This is a genomic window from Thermosipho affectus (assembly GCF_001990485.1).
GTDB classification, from domain to species: Bacteria; Thermotogota; Thermotogae; order Thermotogales; family Fervidobacteriaceae; genus Thermosipho; species Thermosipho affectus.
Genome location: NZ_LBFC01000018.1, coordinates 287,266 through 303,613 on the forward strand (window position 1 = coordinate 287,266; position 16,348 = coordinate 303,613).

Genomic DNA, 16,348 nt, shown 5'->3' on the forward strand with positions numbered 1-16,348 from the left:
AATGGTATATATAAAAAAACAAGCAACCTTTAAAGGTTGCTTGTTTTAATATATAGGATTTTCAACAATATATTCAGTTACAAGTTCTTTGTAGTCGTCAAACCAGTATGCATTTGGATTTCTTTTGAAAACCATAATTTTCCCAGCATTCTTTGGATTGTGAGCTCTTTGATATCTGAATATTATATGTTCATCTGTAAGTGCTGAAACTTCTATCTTTCCGGTTTCATGTGACATAACAAATCTTGCTCTTTTTGCAAGCCCAGATACGTTCATTATTGCTTTTAAGAATATTTGATATCCTTCTTCAACTGGTACCGCAAAAGGTTTATTACCGGATACCGGTCTTCCTTGGAAAACGTAATATGGTGGTATTCCGATAAATGATAATTTTTGGAATAGTTCCATTAGGGTTTTCCAATTAGCATTTACCCCTTTGATTAAAGGTGTTTGGTTTGCAAGAATTGCACCAGCTTTTAAAAGCATATTCACGGCTTTAATAGCTGGTTCTGTTAATTCCCTTGGATGGTTGAATTGTGTCATTATGTATATTTTCTTTTCATCAGTTGAATATTTTTTGATAAGCTCAATTAATTCGGGATCCTCTATTATCCTATATGGATTGAAAGCAACCATTTTAGAACCTATCCTTATGATTTTTACGTGTTCTATTTCTCTAATTCGAGAAATTATTTTTTCTAATTTTTTGGTGGAAAGTAATAGAGGATCTCCTCCAGTAAGAAGTACGTTTGTAATTTCTTTATGTGATTTTATATATTCTAAATCTTTTGTTACATCTCTTGCGACTTCTTCGCCGATGTTGATAAATAATCTTTTTCTAAAGCAAAATCTACAAAAACCCCCACATACATCGTTTACTAACAAAAGAGCGGTGTCTCTGTATTTGTGTTGTAGTCCTTTGCTTATTGTATAGCTTTTTTCATTTGAAGCATCTAGTCTCCCCCATTCTTCAAGTTCTCCTATTTGAGGAATTATAAGTTTTCTTATAGGATCATTTGGATCTTCCCAATTTATGAGATTTAAATAATAATCATTAGTTCGGAATTTGTATTTTTCAGTTACTCTTTTCAATTCTTTTTTTTCTTTATCTGTAAGCTGGTCGACTTTTGAAATGTCAATAATATACTTTACAGGCATAATATCCCTCCTTTGTAAAAAATTGGTATGTTTTCAGGAAAGAAAGGAATAGTTTGGTTGGTTTCATTTTAATTCTAACAAATATAAGTTAATTTAATATTGTTAGTAAGTAAATATATAATTGCATTTACGTATATTATATATTAAAAGTGTTGTATAAGTTTATGCAGATCAATTGTTAATTGAATTTATTGCGTAATTAGAAAAAATGTATTTTATGTTAAATATTAATTAAATAAAATAACTTTAGAATATGGGTTGATTTATTTTTATGCATCGCATAATTTTAACATTTTCTGTGTGTTTATTGTAACAAATAAGTGATAGATTATATTATGCAACGCAGAATAAAGGAGGTGTTGTTTTGGAAAGGTTGGGAAGATTTGTTCAAAAGAATGCGCTTTTGATAATTATTGTTACTTTTGTACTTACGGTTTTTTTTCTGGTTCAAATTAAAGATTTAAAGATAAGGGATGACATTACAAAATATCCACCAAAAGATGATCCTTTAGTGCAAAAGTATGAATCTCTTGCAGAAGAATTTAACATTAATTCCATGGTCATGGTGGGATTTGAAATTGAAAATTCAGAAGATTTAAGAAAGATTGATGAATTAACTACCAAGGTTGAAAAGTTGGAAGGAGTAGAACATGTTACTTCGATAACAAATATTCCACTTGTTGTAAACACGAAAAATGGTATTGAGGTTTCTACAGTTTCTGAAATGCTTAAATCAGGAGAGGTAGAACCAACGTCTCTTTTGAAATATAAAACGCTAAGGAGTAAGTTTATTTCTGACAATGGGAAATCTGGATTGATGTTAGTTTCTCTTGAAAGTGGGAAGGAATCTGAAGCATTTGAAGCGTTAAAAGATTTAGCAGAAAACAACTATTATAAAGGTGTTCATTTTTACGGAGTTTCTGCTATGAATCAGGCTGTTAAAGAGATAACTTTTAGAAATCTAATGAAACTTGTTCCCATATCGCTTTTAATAGTGGTTGTAATTTTGACAGTTACATTTAGAAGATTTACAGGTGCTTTTTTGCCAATTTTAGGGGTAATTATTAGTGTTATTTGGACTATGGGATTAATAGTAGTTTTTGGATTCGACATTACAATAGCAAATTCCATTATACCTGTTGCTTTGATATCTATTGGTACGGCTTATTCTATACACGTTGTGAATAAGTACTATGAAGAAAAGGGAAATAAGAAAGAAAGGGTAATTTACACGTTAAGAGATGTGGGTATTGCTGTCTTATTAAGTGGTCTTACAACCGCAGTGGGATTTTTGTCATTACTTACTGCTGATATAAAACCTGTTTGGATAATGGGGATTTTCTCTAGTATTGGAGTTATGTTGTGTAACTTTATAGCGCTATTTTTTGTTCCAGCGATGTTGTATTACATAAATCCGCCTACAGTTTTTCATGTGGATGAAAAGAAACATTCAAGGTTGGTTTTAAGGCCCAAACTAACACTAACTGTTTTGATTATCCTTGTTATTGCAACGATACCATTTATTTTTAATATAAAAACAGATATGGATATTGTTAATTCTATAAATGATAACGAGAGAATTATTGTAGATAAACGTTTTATTGAAACAAATTTTGGAGGATCTGATTATTTATTCATAGATGTGAAGGGAGATTTTAAAGATCCTGCTGTTTTAATTGCAATGGATGAGATAGAAAGAAGGTTAAATAATTTAGAGGGAGTTGTAAATACATTTTCTATTGTTGATACTTTGTTGGATTTAAGTAGGGCGTTTACTGGATTTTATTCCATACCGTTCTCAAAAGACGAGTTGTCAAACTTGTGGTTTTTTCTCCAAGGAAATGAAACAATTTATTCCGTCGTTAACAAACAACTAAATAGGGGGATTATACAAGTAACAGTCAAAGTTGATAGTGAAAGCAAAACAAGAAAATTAATAAATGATATAGAAAAAATTTTAGAGAGTGTGCCAAAAGGTTTTGAAGTTTCTCATACTCCCGATTTTAAATATTACGCAAAAGCACTTAATGTAGATGTTAAAAAACTTGAGAAAACATATAATTTAGTGAAGAATATGCCATTTTCTGAGATTGCAAGATTACATAGAGATGAAATTTTAAAAGCAATTGATGATGTAGAAAAATTATTAGGAGAAAGTGTAGAAGATAAAGAAAGGGTTGTAGATCAGCTTTTAAGTATGAAGAAGTTTGAAGAAGAAGAATTTGATTCTGATTTTGGCTATCTATTATACAACGAGCTTTATTTGCCTGTAAAAAAATGGAAGGCAAGTTATTTTGCAAGGAAATTAGGAATTCCATATAACGAAAATACCGAACAATATTTAAAGATAGTATCCGAAAAAGATATATATATTCCAAGTTTAAAGCCAAGTTATAGTGCAATACACACAGGTGCACAAGAAATAGCGTTGTACGTGAGTGATTTGTTGTTTAAGAATCAGTATCAATCCATGTTTTTGACTTTATTTGTAGTTTTTGTACTTTTGCTTTTACAAATGAAGTCTTTTGCAGTGGGAATAATAGGAGTAATTCCGTCGATTTTTACCGTCTTTTTCAACTTTGTGCTTATGGGTATGTTGAACATACCGCTTAATACTGCAACAATTTCCATTGCTGCTATTGCAATAGGTGCAGGGGTAGACTATGCTATTCATTTTATTTCCAGGTACAAGATCGAAAGTGAAAGGTTGGGTAATAAAAAAGATGCGGTTGTAAAGACTATATTTACAACAGGAAGGGGAATAGTATTTAATGCATTGGCTGTTTCATTTGGATTTTTCACATTTGTATTTTCGGATATTAAGATGTTAAGGCAATTCGGGCTTTTAACGGGTATTACTTTGATTTTGAGTGCACTTTTAACAATATTATTCTTATCTGCGGCATTTTCGATAAAAGGAGGTAGAAAGGCATGAAGAAGTTTTTGACGGTATTTTCACTATTATTTGTTATTTTTGCATTTTCTATAACAGGTCAAGAGGTTTTGGATAATGTAAAGGATAGTTATCAGAATGTAAAAGACGAGAAGGCACTGTTTGAATTAAAAATGACTGATGAAAAGGGAAACGTACAACGAAAAGAATTTACTATTTACATGTACAAAAAAAGTGAAGATGTTGTATATGCGATAATTAGATTTAAAAAACCTGCATCTGATAGAAATTTAACGTTATTGGTAAGAGGTTCGGACAATATATATTTGTACATGCCGGCATTTAGAACCACAAAGCGTATAAGTGGTGCGGCAAAAAACGATAGATTTGCAGGTTCAGATTTTACATATAAAGATATTGAGCTTGTTTATAAGGTAAGTGATAGAAATTATAATGCAGAGTTAACTAAAGAGGATGAAAATTATTATTATTTACATATTACACATAACGATTCAGAACTTGATTTTAAAAAGTTAAATATGAAAATTGATAAAAAATTACTTTTACCAGTTTACATAGAATTTTTCAACTGGCAAGGTGAAAAGTATAAAACTATAACGTTTGAAAAAATTCAAAACATAGATGGTTATAACGTCCCAACAAGTATTGTTGCAAGAAACTTAAAAGAAAATACAGTAACAGAAATTATCCTTAAAGATGTAGAGTTTGATATAGGTATTCCTGAAAAATTCTTTTCGCCGATTACTATATCAAAACCCATTTTAAGGTATTAAGGAGGTGTAGTTTATGAAAAAATTATCTGTATTATTCTTATCAATTTTATTTGTTTACGCATTTTCATTTACTTTGAACTTGGAAAGTGGGTATCTTTATCTTGATACAAATTTAGTTGATATAGGACAGTATAAAATGTATTTTCCATTAACATTTAGTAGTGATACAAAGTTTGATAGGACTTTTTATACAAAATCAACACTTATTTTTGATCAGGTTTATGATAGTTCTTATATTTATTTTGAAGGAGATTTCTATTCAATTTTATATCCTGCACCATTAACTTTAACCACTTTAAAAGAAGCATATGCGGAAGCTTATACAAAATTTGGTGATATAAGGGTTGGAAAATTTATTGAGAGATTGCCTGATTCAGAGATTTTCAAAGTTTATGACAAAGTTGGAAAATTTTTTGAAAGTGAAAAACTTCCAACAATAGGTGCAAGGTATATGTATAATACTGATTTTGGAAGTATAAGGTTAAATGTTTTTTCAAATTTTGTCCAATTTGAAAGACCTGCAACTTATACGTATACAGTTAAAACAGACTTACCCGACGATTCACTAATTTTAGCCTTGTTGAACACACCTTCAACTCCCGTTTTGGATGGATTAAGGCCCATGTTATCGTATGGAATGGGTTGGTTTGGTAATATTCTTGGTGTGGATTATTCTCTATACCTTACATACAAAGGAGCAGATTATTTTGTAGTAGATAAAATTTCAGAAGAAGGGTTAGTTGTTAAAAGACCTTTTGTTTTTACAATTTCAAATAGTTTAGTCTATCAGATCCCAAAGACTTCATTTTTGGTACATAACTATTTAGGTTTTGAATCTGGAAATGTTTCAGATTTTGAAATACCTGTTTCAGGTGTTGGAGATGTAAAAATTGAAGAGAAAGTACCAAGCTTGTTAGAAAACGTTTCAGGAGTTGAATATCAAATAGGTAGTAATGGATTAGTAGGTGTTGATGGGTATATTAAGTTAGTAGACCTTAAATACGATAGTTTTTTAGTGGGAATATATGGCAATTACTCAAAAGATAACTTTAATGTAAAAGGTATGGTAAAATATAATTTAGAGGATTTTGATGTGTTATACGAATTGGGCTACAACTTTGATGATTATACAGGTATTTTCTTAAGAGGTAAATGGAACAAGGATATAACTTTAGTAATGGTTGGACTAAAGTCAGAAATATAAAACCTGCGGTTTTTTTGGTTTACTATGGAGGGAACATTGCGGTTAATAAAAAAATATAAAAATAGGAAGTTATACGATACCTTAGATAAGCAATTTATTACATTGGATGATATTGCTAATTTTGTTAGAAATGGTGAAGTTATAAAAGTTGTGGATAGCCTGGGTAATGATATTACCCAGGAAATTTCTTTAAAAGCGAGAATTAAGGGAAAAGTATTTGGTGGGTTAAAAAGGGAGATTGTTGAAAAATTGATACATGCTTTTATAAGGTTTTTTAATGGAAGTTCCGATGAATTTGTTGAAATTTTGTTGGATCTTGTTGATCAAGGTGTTTTAACCTCTGAAATGGCAAAGGACATAGGAAATTCGGTTATTAAGCATTTCAACGAATTCAATGATAAATTAAAAGCGGATATAATAAGTGTTATAAGTTCTGCAGGTTTTGTTCCAAAGGAAGAGTACGAGAAGTTAAAATTAGAATATGAGGAATTGAAAAAGAGATGTGGTGAATTAGAAAGGAAGTGAAGATTTGTATATTTCAGATAAGGCAAAAATAGGAAAAAATGTTAAATTGGGGCACAATGTGGTAATTGAAGATGGTGTCATTATCGAGAACAATGTGCAAATAGGTCACAACGTAGTTATTAGAGAGGGAACTATCATAAGGGAAGGTTCTGTTGTTGGTGATAATACAGTCCTTGGAAAGAAGCCATTTAAAGCTAAAGCATCTGCAACAACGGAAGAAAAAGAATTACCATCACTTGTTATTGGAAATTTTGTTACAATAGGGGCGTTATGCGTAATCTATAGAGGTGCAATTTTAAGTGATTTTGTTTTTGTAGGTGATCTTGCAAGTATACGCGAAGATGTGAAAATAGGAGAGTATACTATCATTGGTAGAGGGGTAACGGTAGAAAATAAAACACAAATAGGAAAGTATGTAAAAATTGAAACAGAGGCATACATAACTGCAATTTCAAATATTGAAGATTTTTGTTTTGTTGCTCCTGAAGTAACGTTTACAAACGATAACTTTTTAGGAAGGACAGAAGAGAGAAAAAAATACTTTAAAGGTCCTACTTTAAAAAAAGGTGCGAGAATTGGTGCAAACGCTACAATTCTTCCAGGAATAGTAATTGGTGAAGATGCATTGGTAGCTGCAGGTGCAGTTGTTACAAAAGATATACCTTCTAAAAAAGTTTATGCAGGAGTTCCGGCAAGAGAACTAAAGGATGTGCCTGCAGATGAGTTATTGGAAAATCAAAAAAGAAAGTAGCCAATTATTCCAGATAGAAGTATAATGTATATCGGATCAATTTTTGTTTTCGTAAATAGTATAAAAGCCAACAATATCAGTATTATTTGAAAGGCATTATCAATACGCAAAGCAAGAGATTGAATGGTAAGAATTATTAGAAAAATTACTCCAAATTTTAAAGCATTTATAAGCTTGTTGGAAACTTTATTCCTAATTAGGAAAAATATAGTGGTAAAAGTAATAGGTGCAACAAGGACTGAAAAGGAATTTAATATAGCCCCCTTTATACCGTACATTTTAAGTCCCAAATATGTTGCAAGGTTCAAAAAAACAGGGCCCGGGGTCATTTGGGCCACTGATAATATTTCTTTAAATTGTTGTGGAGTAAGCCAATTATTAGACAAAACGGTACTTTGAATGATTCCTATTATTGACCATCCACCACCAAATGCTAAAAATCCAATTTTTGCAAAGGTCATGAATAGTTTTAACAAATGATCACCTCATTTGGGTTCATTCCATGACATATAATCACAGTCTGGATTTGCGCATGCCCAATATGTTTTTCCATTTTTGCTTCTTTTCATTACTACTATTGAGTTGCATTTGGGACATTTTCCGCTTGCAATTTTATAACCAGATATAGTGAAATCACAAGAATCACATTTAAAGTAATAACCAAATTTTCCTTTTTTTCTTGTAAGATTACCACCGCATTTTGGACATGCGTTTTCAGAAACTGTTATAGAGATGTGGTTCTCAATTGCTTTGTTAATATAGGCTTTATTTTCTATTATTACTGCATTTATTGTGTTATCAATACTTTTATTTTTTTGGCATGATTCACAATTTAAATACAGGCCAAATTTTCCTATTTTCAGTTTATAAGTACCTTCACAGTCTTCGCATTTTAAATCAGTTTCGTAGTTTACGGTGTAAAATTCTTTTTGTGCTTTTGAAAGGTACTTTGAAAAATCTGAATAAAATTCGTTAAGTACGCTTTTCCACTGCTTTTCACCAGTCTCTATTTTATCCAGTTCTGCTTCCATTGTTGCGGTAAAATTTTTGTCTACTATTTCTGGGAATTTTTTTGTTAAAAAGTCTTCTACTACAAAGCCAAGAAGTGTCGGAAGAAGTTCTTTCTTTTCCTTTATTACATATTTTCTTTGCAAAAGAGTGGAGATTATCGTTGCATAAGTACTTGGTCTTCCTATTCCTTCTGTCTCTAATTTTTTTACAAGTGTTGCTTCTGTAAACCTTGAAGGAGGTTTTGTCATGTCTTTTTCGGTGTTTACCTTTGAAACGTTATATGTTTTGCCTACTTTAAGATTTAATTCATTTTCTTTTTTTTCCTTTGTATTGTAAATTATCTCAAATCCATCAAATATACGGTGAGATATTGTGGTTCTAAATTCGTATTTTCCACTTTGAAATATATAAGTTTTGTCTTTATAAATTGCGTGTTTCATTTGCGAAGCAAGAAATCTTTCCCATATAATTTTATATAACTTGTATTCATCTTGATTTAATAAGTTTTTGGCAATTTCCGGAGTTATTTCTATGTTTACAGGTCTTATACATTCATGGGCATCCTGAACTTTCTTTTTCTGTTTTTTTGTTTTTTTTCCGCCTTTATATTCATTTCCAAATTTCTTTTCAATAAAATCTGTTGCCATGTTTTTTGCTTCTTCAGAAACGCGTGTAGAGTCTGTTCTCATGTAAGTAATAAAGGCAATGTGTTGACCATCTTTTGTATTTACGCCTTCATATAGTGATTGTGCTATTTTCATGGTTTTAGATACGGGGAACCCCAGTCTTGTTGCTGCATCTTGTTGAAGTGTACTTGTTATATATGGTGAGGGAGGTGATTTTTTTCGTTCTTTTTCTATAATGTCTTTTAAAATTACTTCTTTAACATTTTCTTTTATATCATTTGCTATTTTTTCCGTTACATTTTCTTGTTTTATCTTTTTTCCAGAGATACTCCACAAGCTTGCTTTAGTTTTTTTTACCTCAATAGAGACCTTGTAAAACTCTTTTGGTTTAAAAACGAATCTTTCTCTTTCTCTATCGCAAATTATTTTTAAGGCTGCAGATTGAACTCTTCCGGCACTCATTGCACCTTTTATAATTTTCCATAATAGAGGACTTATTTTGTAACCAACTATTCTATCTAAAATTCTTCTTGCAAGTTGTGCGTTTACTTTTTTTATATCTATCTCTCTTGGAGATTGTACGGATTTTTTAATAGTATTTGGTGTAATTTCGGTAAATATTATTCGATTTTTTCCGGAAAGGTTTAATATATTGGAAAGGTGCCATGCGATAGCTTCACCTTCCCTATCCATATCTGAGGCTATTAAAACTTCTTTTCCTTTTACTTCTCTTTGTATCTGTTCAACAACCTTTTCTTTGCCAGGGATTATTTCAAATTCAGGTTCGAAATTTTCGAGATTTACTCCAAATTTCTTTTGAGGTAAGTCCCTAACATGTCCTTTTGATGAAATAACTTTGTAATCTTCCCCAAGTATTTTTTCGATAGTTTTTGCTTTAGCAGGTGATTCTACTATGATTACCTTTTTTTTCTTTCCCACGTTATCCCCTCTCAGTGTGTTTTAATAATAATCTTCTTCCTAAGTTTGGATCAAAATCGCTCCATTTTTTATTTGGATTTGTTTCTAATTCTTTTTCTTTTATATTTTGGATTCTATTTAATTTGGAGTCTAAATTTTCAATCATGTGTAATACAAAAGCTTCCGGCGTTTTTGGGAGAATAGGAGAACCCCATTCTAATTCTCCGTGATGTGAAAGGATCATATGGAGAAGTTTTTCCGAGATTCCTCTTAGGTTTAATTTTTTTATTTTTTCGTTAACTATTTCATATCCCATAACAATATGACCTATTAATTCACCTGTTTGGGTAATTTCTATACCCTTTGAATTGATCTCATAATCGTAAATTTTTCCTATATCGTGTAAAAGTGCACCGGTTATTAAAAGGTCTCTGTCAAGCCATGGATATATCTTTGCTACATTATCACACATTTTTGCCACTGTTATGGAATGTTCGGCAAGACCTCCAATATAGTTGTGGTGTACTTTTAATCCCGCCGGTGAATTTTTAAATTTGTTAAAAAGCTCTTCGTCATTTTTAAATATTTCCTCTAAAAGTTGTTTTAATTCTTTATTTCTTATAGATTCGATAATTTCAAAGAGCTTACTTATAATTTCATCTACGGGAATTTTTGATTCAGATACGAATCTTTCATACGAATATTCATTTTCATTTAATACAATTAAATTCGAGTCTTGAGGAATGTTTAATTGAAGTCTTCCATCGTATAAAACAATTTTGCCGTTTACTCTTACCACATTACCAACATCCACTTTTGAGTTGTTTTTTTCTGCGTTAAACCAGTCAATAGCTCTTAAAATCCCTGTTTTATCTTCAAAAGTTATTAGTAAATATCTTTTACCATTTTTATTCTCTAGGAGTCTTTTGCTCTTTACTTTTACAATTAATTCAACATCTGAGTTTATATAATTTTCGAGTTCAGATATGAAAGGTTCTTTGGATTTCTCTATCAATTCTTTGGATAATTTCAAAATTCCACCCCTTTGTATATTTTTGGGACTCTACTGGATATTCTGCAGGTTACTTCGTAATTTATTGTTCCCACTTTTTCTGCAATTTCTTCTGCACTTATTTTTTCTTTTCCTTGCATACCTATTAATACTACTTCATCACCTATTTTCACATCATCATCGACTTCTACTACAAATTGATCCATGCAAACCCTGCCCAAGATTCTTCTTCTTTTGCCGTTTATCAAGACCTCTCCTTTGTTTGATAAATGCCTCCAATATCCATCTGCATATCCAACGGGAATTGTTGCAATTTTCATTTTTTTTGGTGCTTTAAATGTTCTACCGTAACTTATTGTTTCTCCTTTTTCAATATATTTTACGTGAGAAACCACACTTTTCCATGAAAGTACAGGTTTGAGATTTTCATCTGTTACTTGTAAACTTGGCATAAGACCGTAACTTGCAATTCCAACTCTTATATAGTTTTCCATGGGTACTAGCTTTGAGATTGCACCTGCACTATTGTTTACGTGTTTTATTTTAACATCTAAATTTGTATTGGCAAATAATCTATATTGCTTTTTTGTAAACTCTATATCTTCTTTATCTTTGGAATCTGCAACGGCAAAGTGAGTGTATGCACCTTCAACTTCAAAATTATTTTTAATAAGTGCCTTGAAAAACCTTTGAGCTTCATTTGGTTTAATTCCTAGCCTATTCATTCCGGTATTGATGTTTATGTGAACTTTTGGTTTTCTTTTTAAGTTTTTGTATAATTGAAGTTGTTCCCAAGAAAACATTGTAATGGTTATATTATTTTTTACGGCAATTTCGACAAAATCTTTATCTATGTAGTTAAATACAAGTATATTTGCTTTAATTCCATTTTCTCTTAATGTTAATGCCTCTTCTAAAAAAGCCACGGCAAAATAGTCAATTCCAATTTTTTCCGCTGCCTTTGCAAGGAAAACAGCACCATGGCCATACCCATCAGCCTTTACTACAGGCATTATTTTTGCAGGAGCACATTCTTTTTCAAAATGTTTTAGATTATGTATATAATTTTTAAGATTTATTTCGGCAAAAGTTCTTCTACTTTCCGTAAATATCCCCCCATTGGTGGAAAAGCATAAGTTTTACCTTCAGACCTTATTTTAACACAAAATATAGAATAACGAAAATATTCGATTTTTGATATAGAAATGGATTTTTCGTAAAAGAGAGAACTAATTTCAATGAAATCTCTATTGAGATTAACGGAAAAAGTAACGGCTTCCAAAAAGAGGGAAGTTATAGTAAAGTATGAGGAAAAAGTTATCACAAAAACAGGAAAAGAAATGGGGAATTTTAATATGTAGTATAAAGGATAGTGTGAAGATAAGAAAAATAAAATTACCAATATTTTGTACATAAAAACAAAGCGGGGAATACCCGCTTATTACGCCTCCACGCTTTTGCTAACGTATCTTCTAACTTTCCCCGCGCTTAGACAGCTCGTACATACCCACATTCTCTTTACTTTTCCTTCATCTGTTATTACTCTTACTTTTTGTAGGTTAGGTTTGAACCATCTATTTGTTTTTCTGTTTGAGTGTGAAACGTTCTTGCCGGTAACGGGTCCTTTACCACAAATTTGACATCTTGCCATTTTCATTCTCCCCTTTCTTTTTTATTTTATCTTTATATATTTTCTACTTTAATACAAACTATATTTTACACTTTTGTTTTCAATGTGTCAATTTTAGAAATGTAAAAAGTGTGTTTCATTAATCGAAAACCCTAATTGCTTCTGATGCTTTGATTTTTTGAGCAAGATTTGCAGGATATATGGTAAATATAGTTGTAATAAGATAAACGCCCAATAGTACTAATGAAATTTGTCCCCAAGGAATTGTTATTTTGAAATTAGGTATTTCAGAAGATATCATTTTAAAAATATCAAGCGTTATAAAAATATTTGTGAATATTGCCGTGATGATTGCTATCGTGACTATCAAAAAGGTTTCCGTCAAGAAGGATTTGAATATGATTTTTTTATTTACACCTATTGCCTTTAGTGCACCGATTATCCTTCTTCTTTCATGTACATTTTTTAAACTTAGTATGGTTAGTCCGGAAAAACCACTAATAAATCCAAAATAAAAAAGTTGAATTGCTATATTAACAAAATACTTTATACCGGAAAATATCTTGTTTAATTCTTCTGTTATGTACAAAGGAGAATCAAATTTTTCGTATACAATTTTCTTTGCCTTTTCAGCAAATTTTTCTTTTATTATCCCTGCATATCCCGTAAGTGCTCCGGAAATTTTTTTGTCGTAAACAAATATTGCATCAAGTGGTACAAGTAGTTCTTTTGGATCATATGTATCAACTACGTTAAATGTTTCATTAAATCTTGCACTTATACCAGGTAGTATACCTGTTAGAAGGATGGTATTTGTTCCATTTTTAAGTATGTTTTTATTTCCTAATCCATCTTTTAACTTTAATTTTGGGATATCTTTTCCTTTTATCTTTAAACTTTTACATATATTTTCTGATGCTAGTATTACTACCAGGTGTTTTCCATTTTTCCTTGCGTTGACAAGTTGTATTTTTGAGATATTTTTAAACATAGATTTAAATTCTTCATCATAATTTGAAAAGCTAAGGAAACTTTTTAATGGATTTTCGATTATAATAAAATTGTGTCCTAGTATACCAGTGTTTAGCTTTTGGTTGATATATTTAAAAATGCTTGTGGGTATAATAGCGGTTAGTATGATTACGAGTGTAATGATTGCATAGACAAGGAAAACAACGTAATTTCTTAATTTTTGTTTTTCAATGTATGAAATTGAAAGTATAGATGTTATGCTGTGAAATTTTTTTAAGATGCTCTTTAATATATCTAAAATCGAAAAAACTAGATATATACTTGCAATTAAAAATATGATAGAACGTATTAAATAGTCCAAATTACCCCCAGTTCCTATTTGAAGGAGTGTCAATAATATAGCAGAAATTCCAGAAATTACCAGGATATAGTTTTTTTTAATGAATATTGGAAGTGTTAAAATTAAGAATATTAAGAAGTAAAATCTGTTGAAATTTAAAATAGTTAAAAGTCCCACAAATAAAAGGAAATACAAGTATTTTTTCTTTGGTAAAATTTCTGTATTGGAAAGTAACACAACAGGAGGTAATTTTGAAAAAGAAATTGAACGAAAGATAAGTAGTAATAATGGTACAACTATAGAAACTGATATTCCCAATAATATGGTTTTTGTAGTTATAAAGAAAGTTATCTTTTCTGGAATCATAGTATTAGATGATAATATTTCCGGTGCTTTATTTACTAAGCTTAATAAGTATTTTCCAAAAAGTATTCCCAAAGTAGCCCCTATTAAAGACGAGAAAATTATATATATAGCTCCTTCTAAAAACAACAATCCTCCAATTTTGTATTTGGAAAATCCCAAAGCCCTTAAGGTACCAAATACCTTTTTTCTGTCTTCGGCTAGTACACCAAAAAAGTTTGAAACAAATAAAAAACTACTTAAAAGTGCAAAGCCACTAAATCCTAAAAATAAATAGCCAATAACTTTATTAAGAGGAGAATACCTTAAATTATACTTAGTAGGAGTAGTTCTAAGATTTGTAAGTTTTGATATTTCTGCTGAAATTTTAAGATGATTTTTTATAGGACTTTTTAAAGAAATAAATACTGTATTTGGTTCTTTATACGTGTAAATTTTGAGGTTTAACATAAGATCTTTAGGGAGAAATATGCTTCCATTTGTCATACCAGTTTCGCCTCTAAAATTAAATTCTTCAGCTCCTATTTCGTTTATTTCCACAACTTTTTTTCCGTTAAGGGTGATTAAATTTATTTTATCACCTTTTTTTACGTTTAAAGTTTCTGCTAGGTCTTTTGATATTATTACTCCATTAACAATTTTTTTGGAAAAATTAAAAAAATTTTTATCGTATCCTATTGCGAATACATCTATAAATTTTTCATCAAATTGTATTCTAGTTGATATAAGATTAACGAATGTGTAGTCTTTTATTTTTTCTTTCTCTTTAAGTTTGTCAAGATACTTAGATATCTTTGTGATATTGAGTGTTTTTGGAAAGAAAAATGTATCACTTTTGTCCTTTGCCACTATGTCTATATTTCCAAAATTGTTTTTAATTTTGTTTGCAAACCAATTATTTACAGAATCATTTAGTGATAGTGCTCCCACCACTAACATAGTTGCAATCATACTTCCGAGAATTACCAAAAGGGATTTTTTCCAATTTTTAATTACATTTCGAAAGGGTATTTTAAACATTGCTCTCACCTATGATTCATCAGACATTTTAAATAAAAGTTTTAAATATCTGCTTCTAGATGGATGCCTTAATTTTCTAAGGGCCTTGACTTCTATTTGTCTAATTCTTTCACGTGTTACGTTAAAGTATTGTCCCACTTCTTCAAGGGTTTTTGATTTTCCATCAATTAAACCATATCGCATCTTTAAGACCAATTTTTCCCTATCATTTAATGTTTCTAATACTTTTTCCACTTCTTCTCTAATAAGCATTCTCATAGCCTCTTTTCTAGGGGAAGCTATACTTTCGTCTGCAACAAAATCACCTACAGTAGAATCCTCATCTTCTCCAACAGGAGCTTCAAGTGAGGTTGTTTCTTTAGCAGCTTGGAGTATTTCTTCTACTTTTTCAACTGGTTTCCCAATTTCTTTTGCGATTTCTTCTAGAGGCATTTCAGTTCCGTGTTTTTGATAATAATCTCTCATTATCTTTTGTACTTTGTTTATAGTTTCAACCATGTGGACAGGGACTCTAATAGTTCTCGCTTGATCTGCTATAGCCCTTGTTATAGCTTGTCTAATCCACCATGTGGCATATGTTGAAAATTTATATCCTTTTCTCCAGTCGAATTTTTCTACTGCTTTTAGTAACCCCACATTTCCTTCTTGGATTAAGTCAAGAAATGACAATCCTTTTCCTATGTATCTTTTTGCAATACTTACAACTAATCTTAAGTTTGATTCAACTAATTTTTGCTTGGCTCTTTCATCACCTTGTTGGGCGCGTCTTGCAAGTTCTCTTTCCATTGATTGACTGAGAAGAGGTATTTTTCCTATGTCTTTCAAGTACATTTTTATCAAATCCTTAGTTGCCATGTTATCGTAAAATTTTGGGGATTCTTCTAGAAAATCATCTAATGAAACTTCATCTATTTGTTCATGAGGATTTGTTTCGGTTATTAAGATGTTATTTTTTTCTAGTTCTTCGTAGACTTTTTCTAAAATGTTTCCATCAAAATCGTCGGTTTTATCGGGCGGAAATGTTTTATCAATATCATCGTATGTTACGAAACCTTTTTCTTTTCCGATTTTTACTAGTTTTTCTATTTGTTTATCCACGGAAAACTTTTTGCTTCTTGCCATCAGGAGATC

The 16,348-nt window shown here is 30.6% G+C and carries 14 protein-coding genes; 6 read left to right on the forward strand and 8 right to left on the reverse strand.

The features are described from left to right. Positions 1-45: 45 nt before the first annotated feature. Positions 46-1,158 (reverse strand): KamA family radical SAM protein, encoded by a 1,113-nt coding sequence (locus XJ44_RS05810; RefSeq protein WP_077198366.1) that lies wholly within the window; start codon positions 1,156-1,158, stop codon positions 46-48. A 364-nt stretch (positions 1,159-1,522) separates the two neighbouring features. Here XJ44_RS05810 and XJ44_RS05815 point away from each other — a divergent pair, with 364 nt between their 5' ends. Genes XJ44_RS05815 through XJ44_RS05835 form a run of 5 tightly spaced genes read left to right on the forward strand, consistent with a single transcriptional unit; the run spans position 1,523 to position 7,325 of the window. Continuing rightward, positions 1,523-4,093 (forward strand): efflux RND transporter permease subunit, encoded by a 2,571-nt coding sequence (locus tag XJ44_RS05815; protein ID WP_077198367.1) that lies wholly within the window; start codon positions 1,523-1,525, stop codon positions 4,091-4,093. Then, positions 4,090-4,845, forward strand: a complete 756-nt coding sequence (locus XJ44_RS05820) for an outer membrane lipoprotein-sorting protein (protein ID WP_077198368.1) — start codon at positions 4,090-4,092, stop codon at positions 4,843-4,845. The genes XJ44_RS05815 and XJ44_RS05820 overlap by 4 nt, the downstream gene beginning before the upstream one ends. Positions 4,846-4,858: 13 nt before the next feature. Continuing rightward, entirely contained in the window at positions 4,859-6,049 is a 1,191-nt protein-coding gene (locus XJ44_RS05825; protein WP_077198369.1) for a hypothetical protein, read from the forward strand. A gap of 36 nt (positions 6,050-6,085) precedes the next feature. Next, complete coding sequence (locus tag XJ44_RS05830; protein WP_077198370.1) at positions 6,086-6,574, forward strand: polyhydroxyalkanoate synthesis regulator DNA-binding domain-containing protein; 489 nt, start codon at positions 6,086-6,088, stop codon at positions 6,572-6,574. Between the two features lie 4 nt (positions 6,575-6,578). Further along, complete coding sequence (locus XJ44_RS05835; protein ID WP_077198371.1) at positions 6,579-7,325, forward strand: N-acetyltransferase; 747 nt, start codon at positions 6,579-6,581, stop codon at positions 7,323-7,325. Here the strand turns inward: XJ44_RS05835 and XJ44_RS05840 are convergent. Genes XJ44_RS05840 through alr form a run of 4 tightly spaced genes read right to left on the reverse strand, consistent with a single transcriptional unit; the run spans position 7,310 to position 12,004 of the window. Continuing rightward, the gene (locus tag XJ44_RS05840; protein ID WP_077198372.1) at positions 7,310-7,801 is read right to left on the reverse strand and encodes a chromate transporter; all 492 of its coding nucleotides are present in this window, start codon (positions 7,799-7,801) and stop codon (positions 7,310-7,312) included. The two genes, XJ44_RS05835 and XJ44_RS05840, sit on opposite strands and share 16 nt — an antisense overlap. Before the next feature lie 9 nt (positions 7,802-7,810). Next, on the reverse strand, positions 7,811-9,901 hold the full coding sequence (topA, locus tag XJ44_RS05845; protein ID WP_077198373.1) for a type I DNA topoisomerase: 2,091 nt from the start codon (positions 9,899-9,901) through the stop codon (positions 7,811-7,813). A gap of 1 nt (position 9,902) precedes the next feature. Further along, on the reverse strand, positions 9,903-10,913 hold the full coding sequence (locus XJ44_RS05850; RefSeq protein ID WP_077198374.1) for a 3'-5' exoribonuclease YhaM family protein: 1,011 nt from the start codon (positions 10,911-10,913) through the stop codon (positions 9,903-9,905). Then, the gene (gene alr / locus XJ44_RS05855) at positions 10,910-12,004 is read right to left on the reverse strand and encodes an alanine racemase (protein ID WP_077198375.1); all 1,095 of its coding nucleotides are present in this window, start codon (positions 12,002-12,004) and stop codon (positions 10,910-10,912) included. The genes XJ44_RS05850 and alr overlap by 4 nt, the downstream gene beginning before the upstream one ends. A gap of 126 nt (positions 12,005-12,130) precedes the next feature. Between alr and XJ44_RS09445 the strand changes: the two genes are divergently transcribed. Beyond that, entirely contained in the window at positions 12,131-12,253 is a 123-nt protein-coding gene (locus tag XJ44_RS09445) for a hypothetical protein (protein WP_255362970.1), read from the forward strand. A gap of 80 nt (positions 12,254-12,333) precedes the next feature. On the opposite strand, the gene rpmB is transcribed toward XJ44_RS09445, so the two are convergent. From rpmB to rpoD, 3 genes are all read right to left on the reverse strand, one after another. After that, complete coding sequence (rpmB, locus tag XJ44_RS05865) at positions 12,334-12,543, reverse strand: 50S ribosomal protein L28 (RefSeq protein ID WP_075666062.1); 210 nt, start codon at positions 12,541-12,543, stop codon at positions 12,334-12,336. A gap of 118 nt (positions 12,544-12,661) precedes the next feature. Next, positions 12,662-15,166 carry an ABC transporter permease gene (locus XJ44_RS05870; RefSeq protein WP_233119527.1) on the reverse strand — a complete coding sequence of 835 codons (2,505 nt, stop codon included), beginning with the start codon at positions 15,164-15,166 and terminating at the stop codon, positions 12,662-12,664. A 60-nt stretch (positions 15,167-15,226) separates the two neighbouring features. Then, positions 15,227-16,339: an RNA polymerase sigma factor RpoD gene (rpoD, locus tag XJ44_RS05875; RefSeq protein WP_075666063.1), complete on the reverse strand. Its 1,113-nt coding sequence runs from the start codon at positions 16,337-16,339 to the stop codon at positions 15,227-15,229. Between the last annotated feature and the right edge of the window lie 9 nt (positions 16,340-16,348).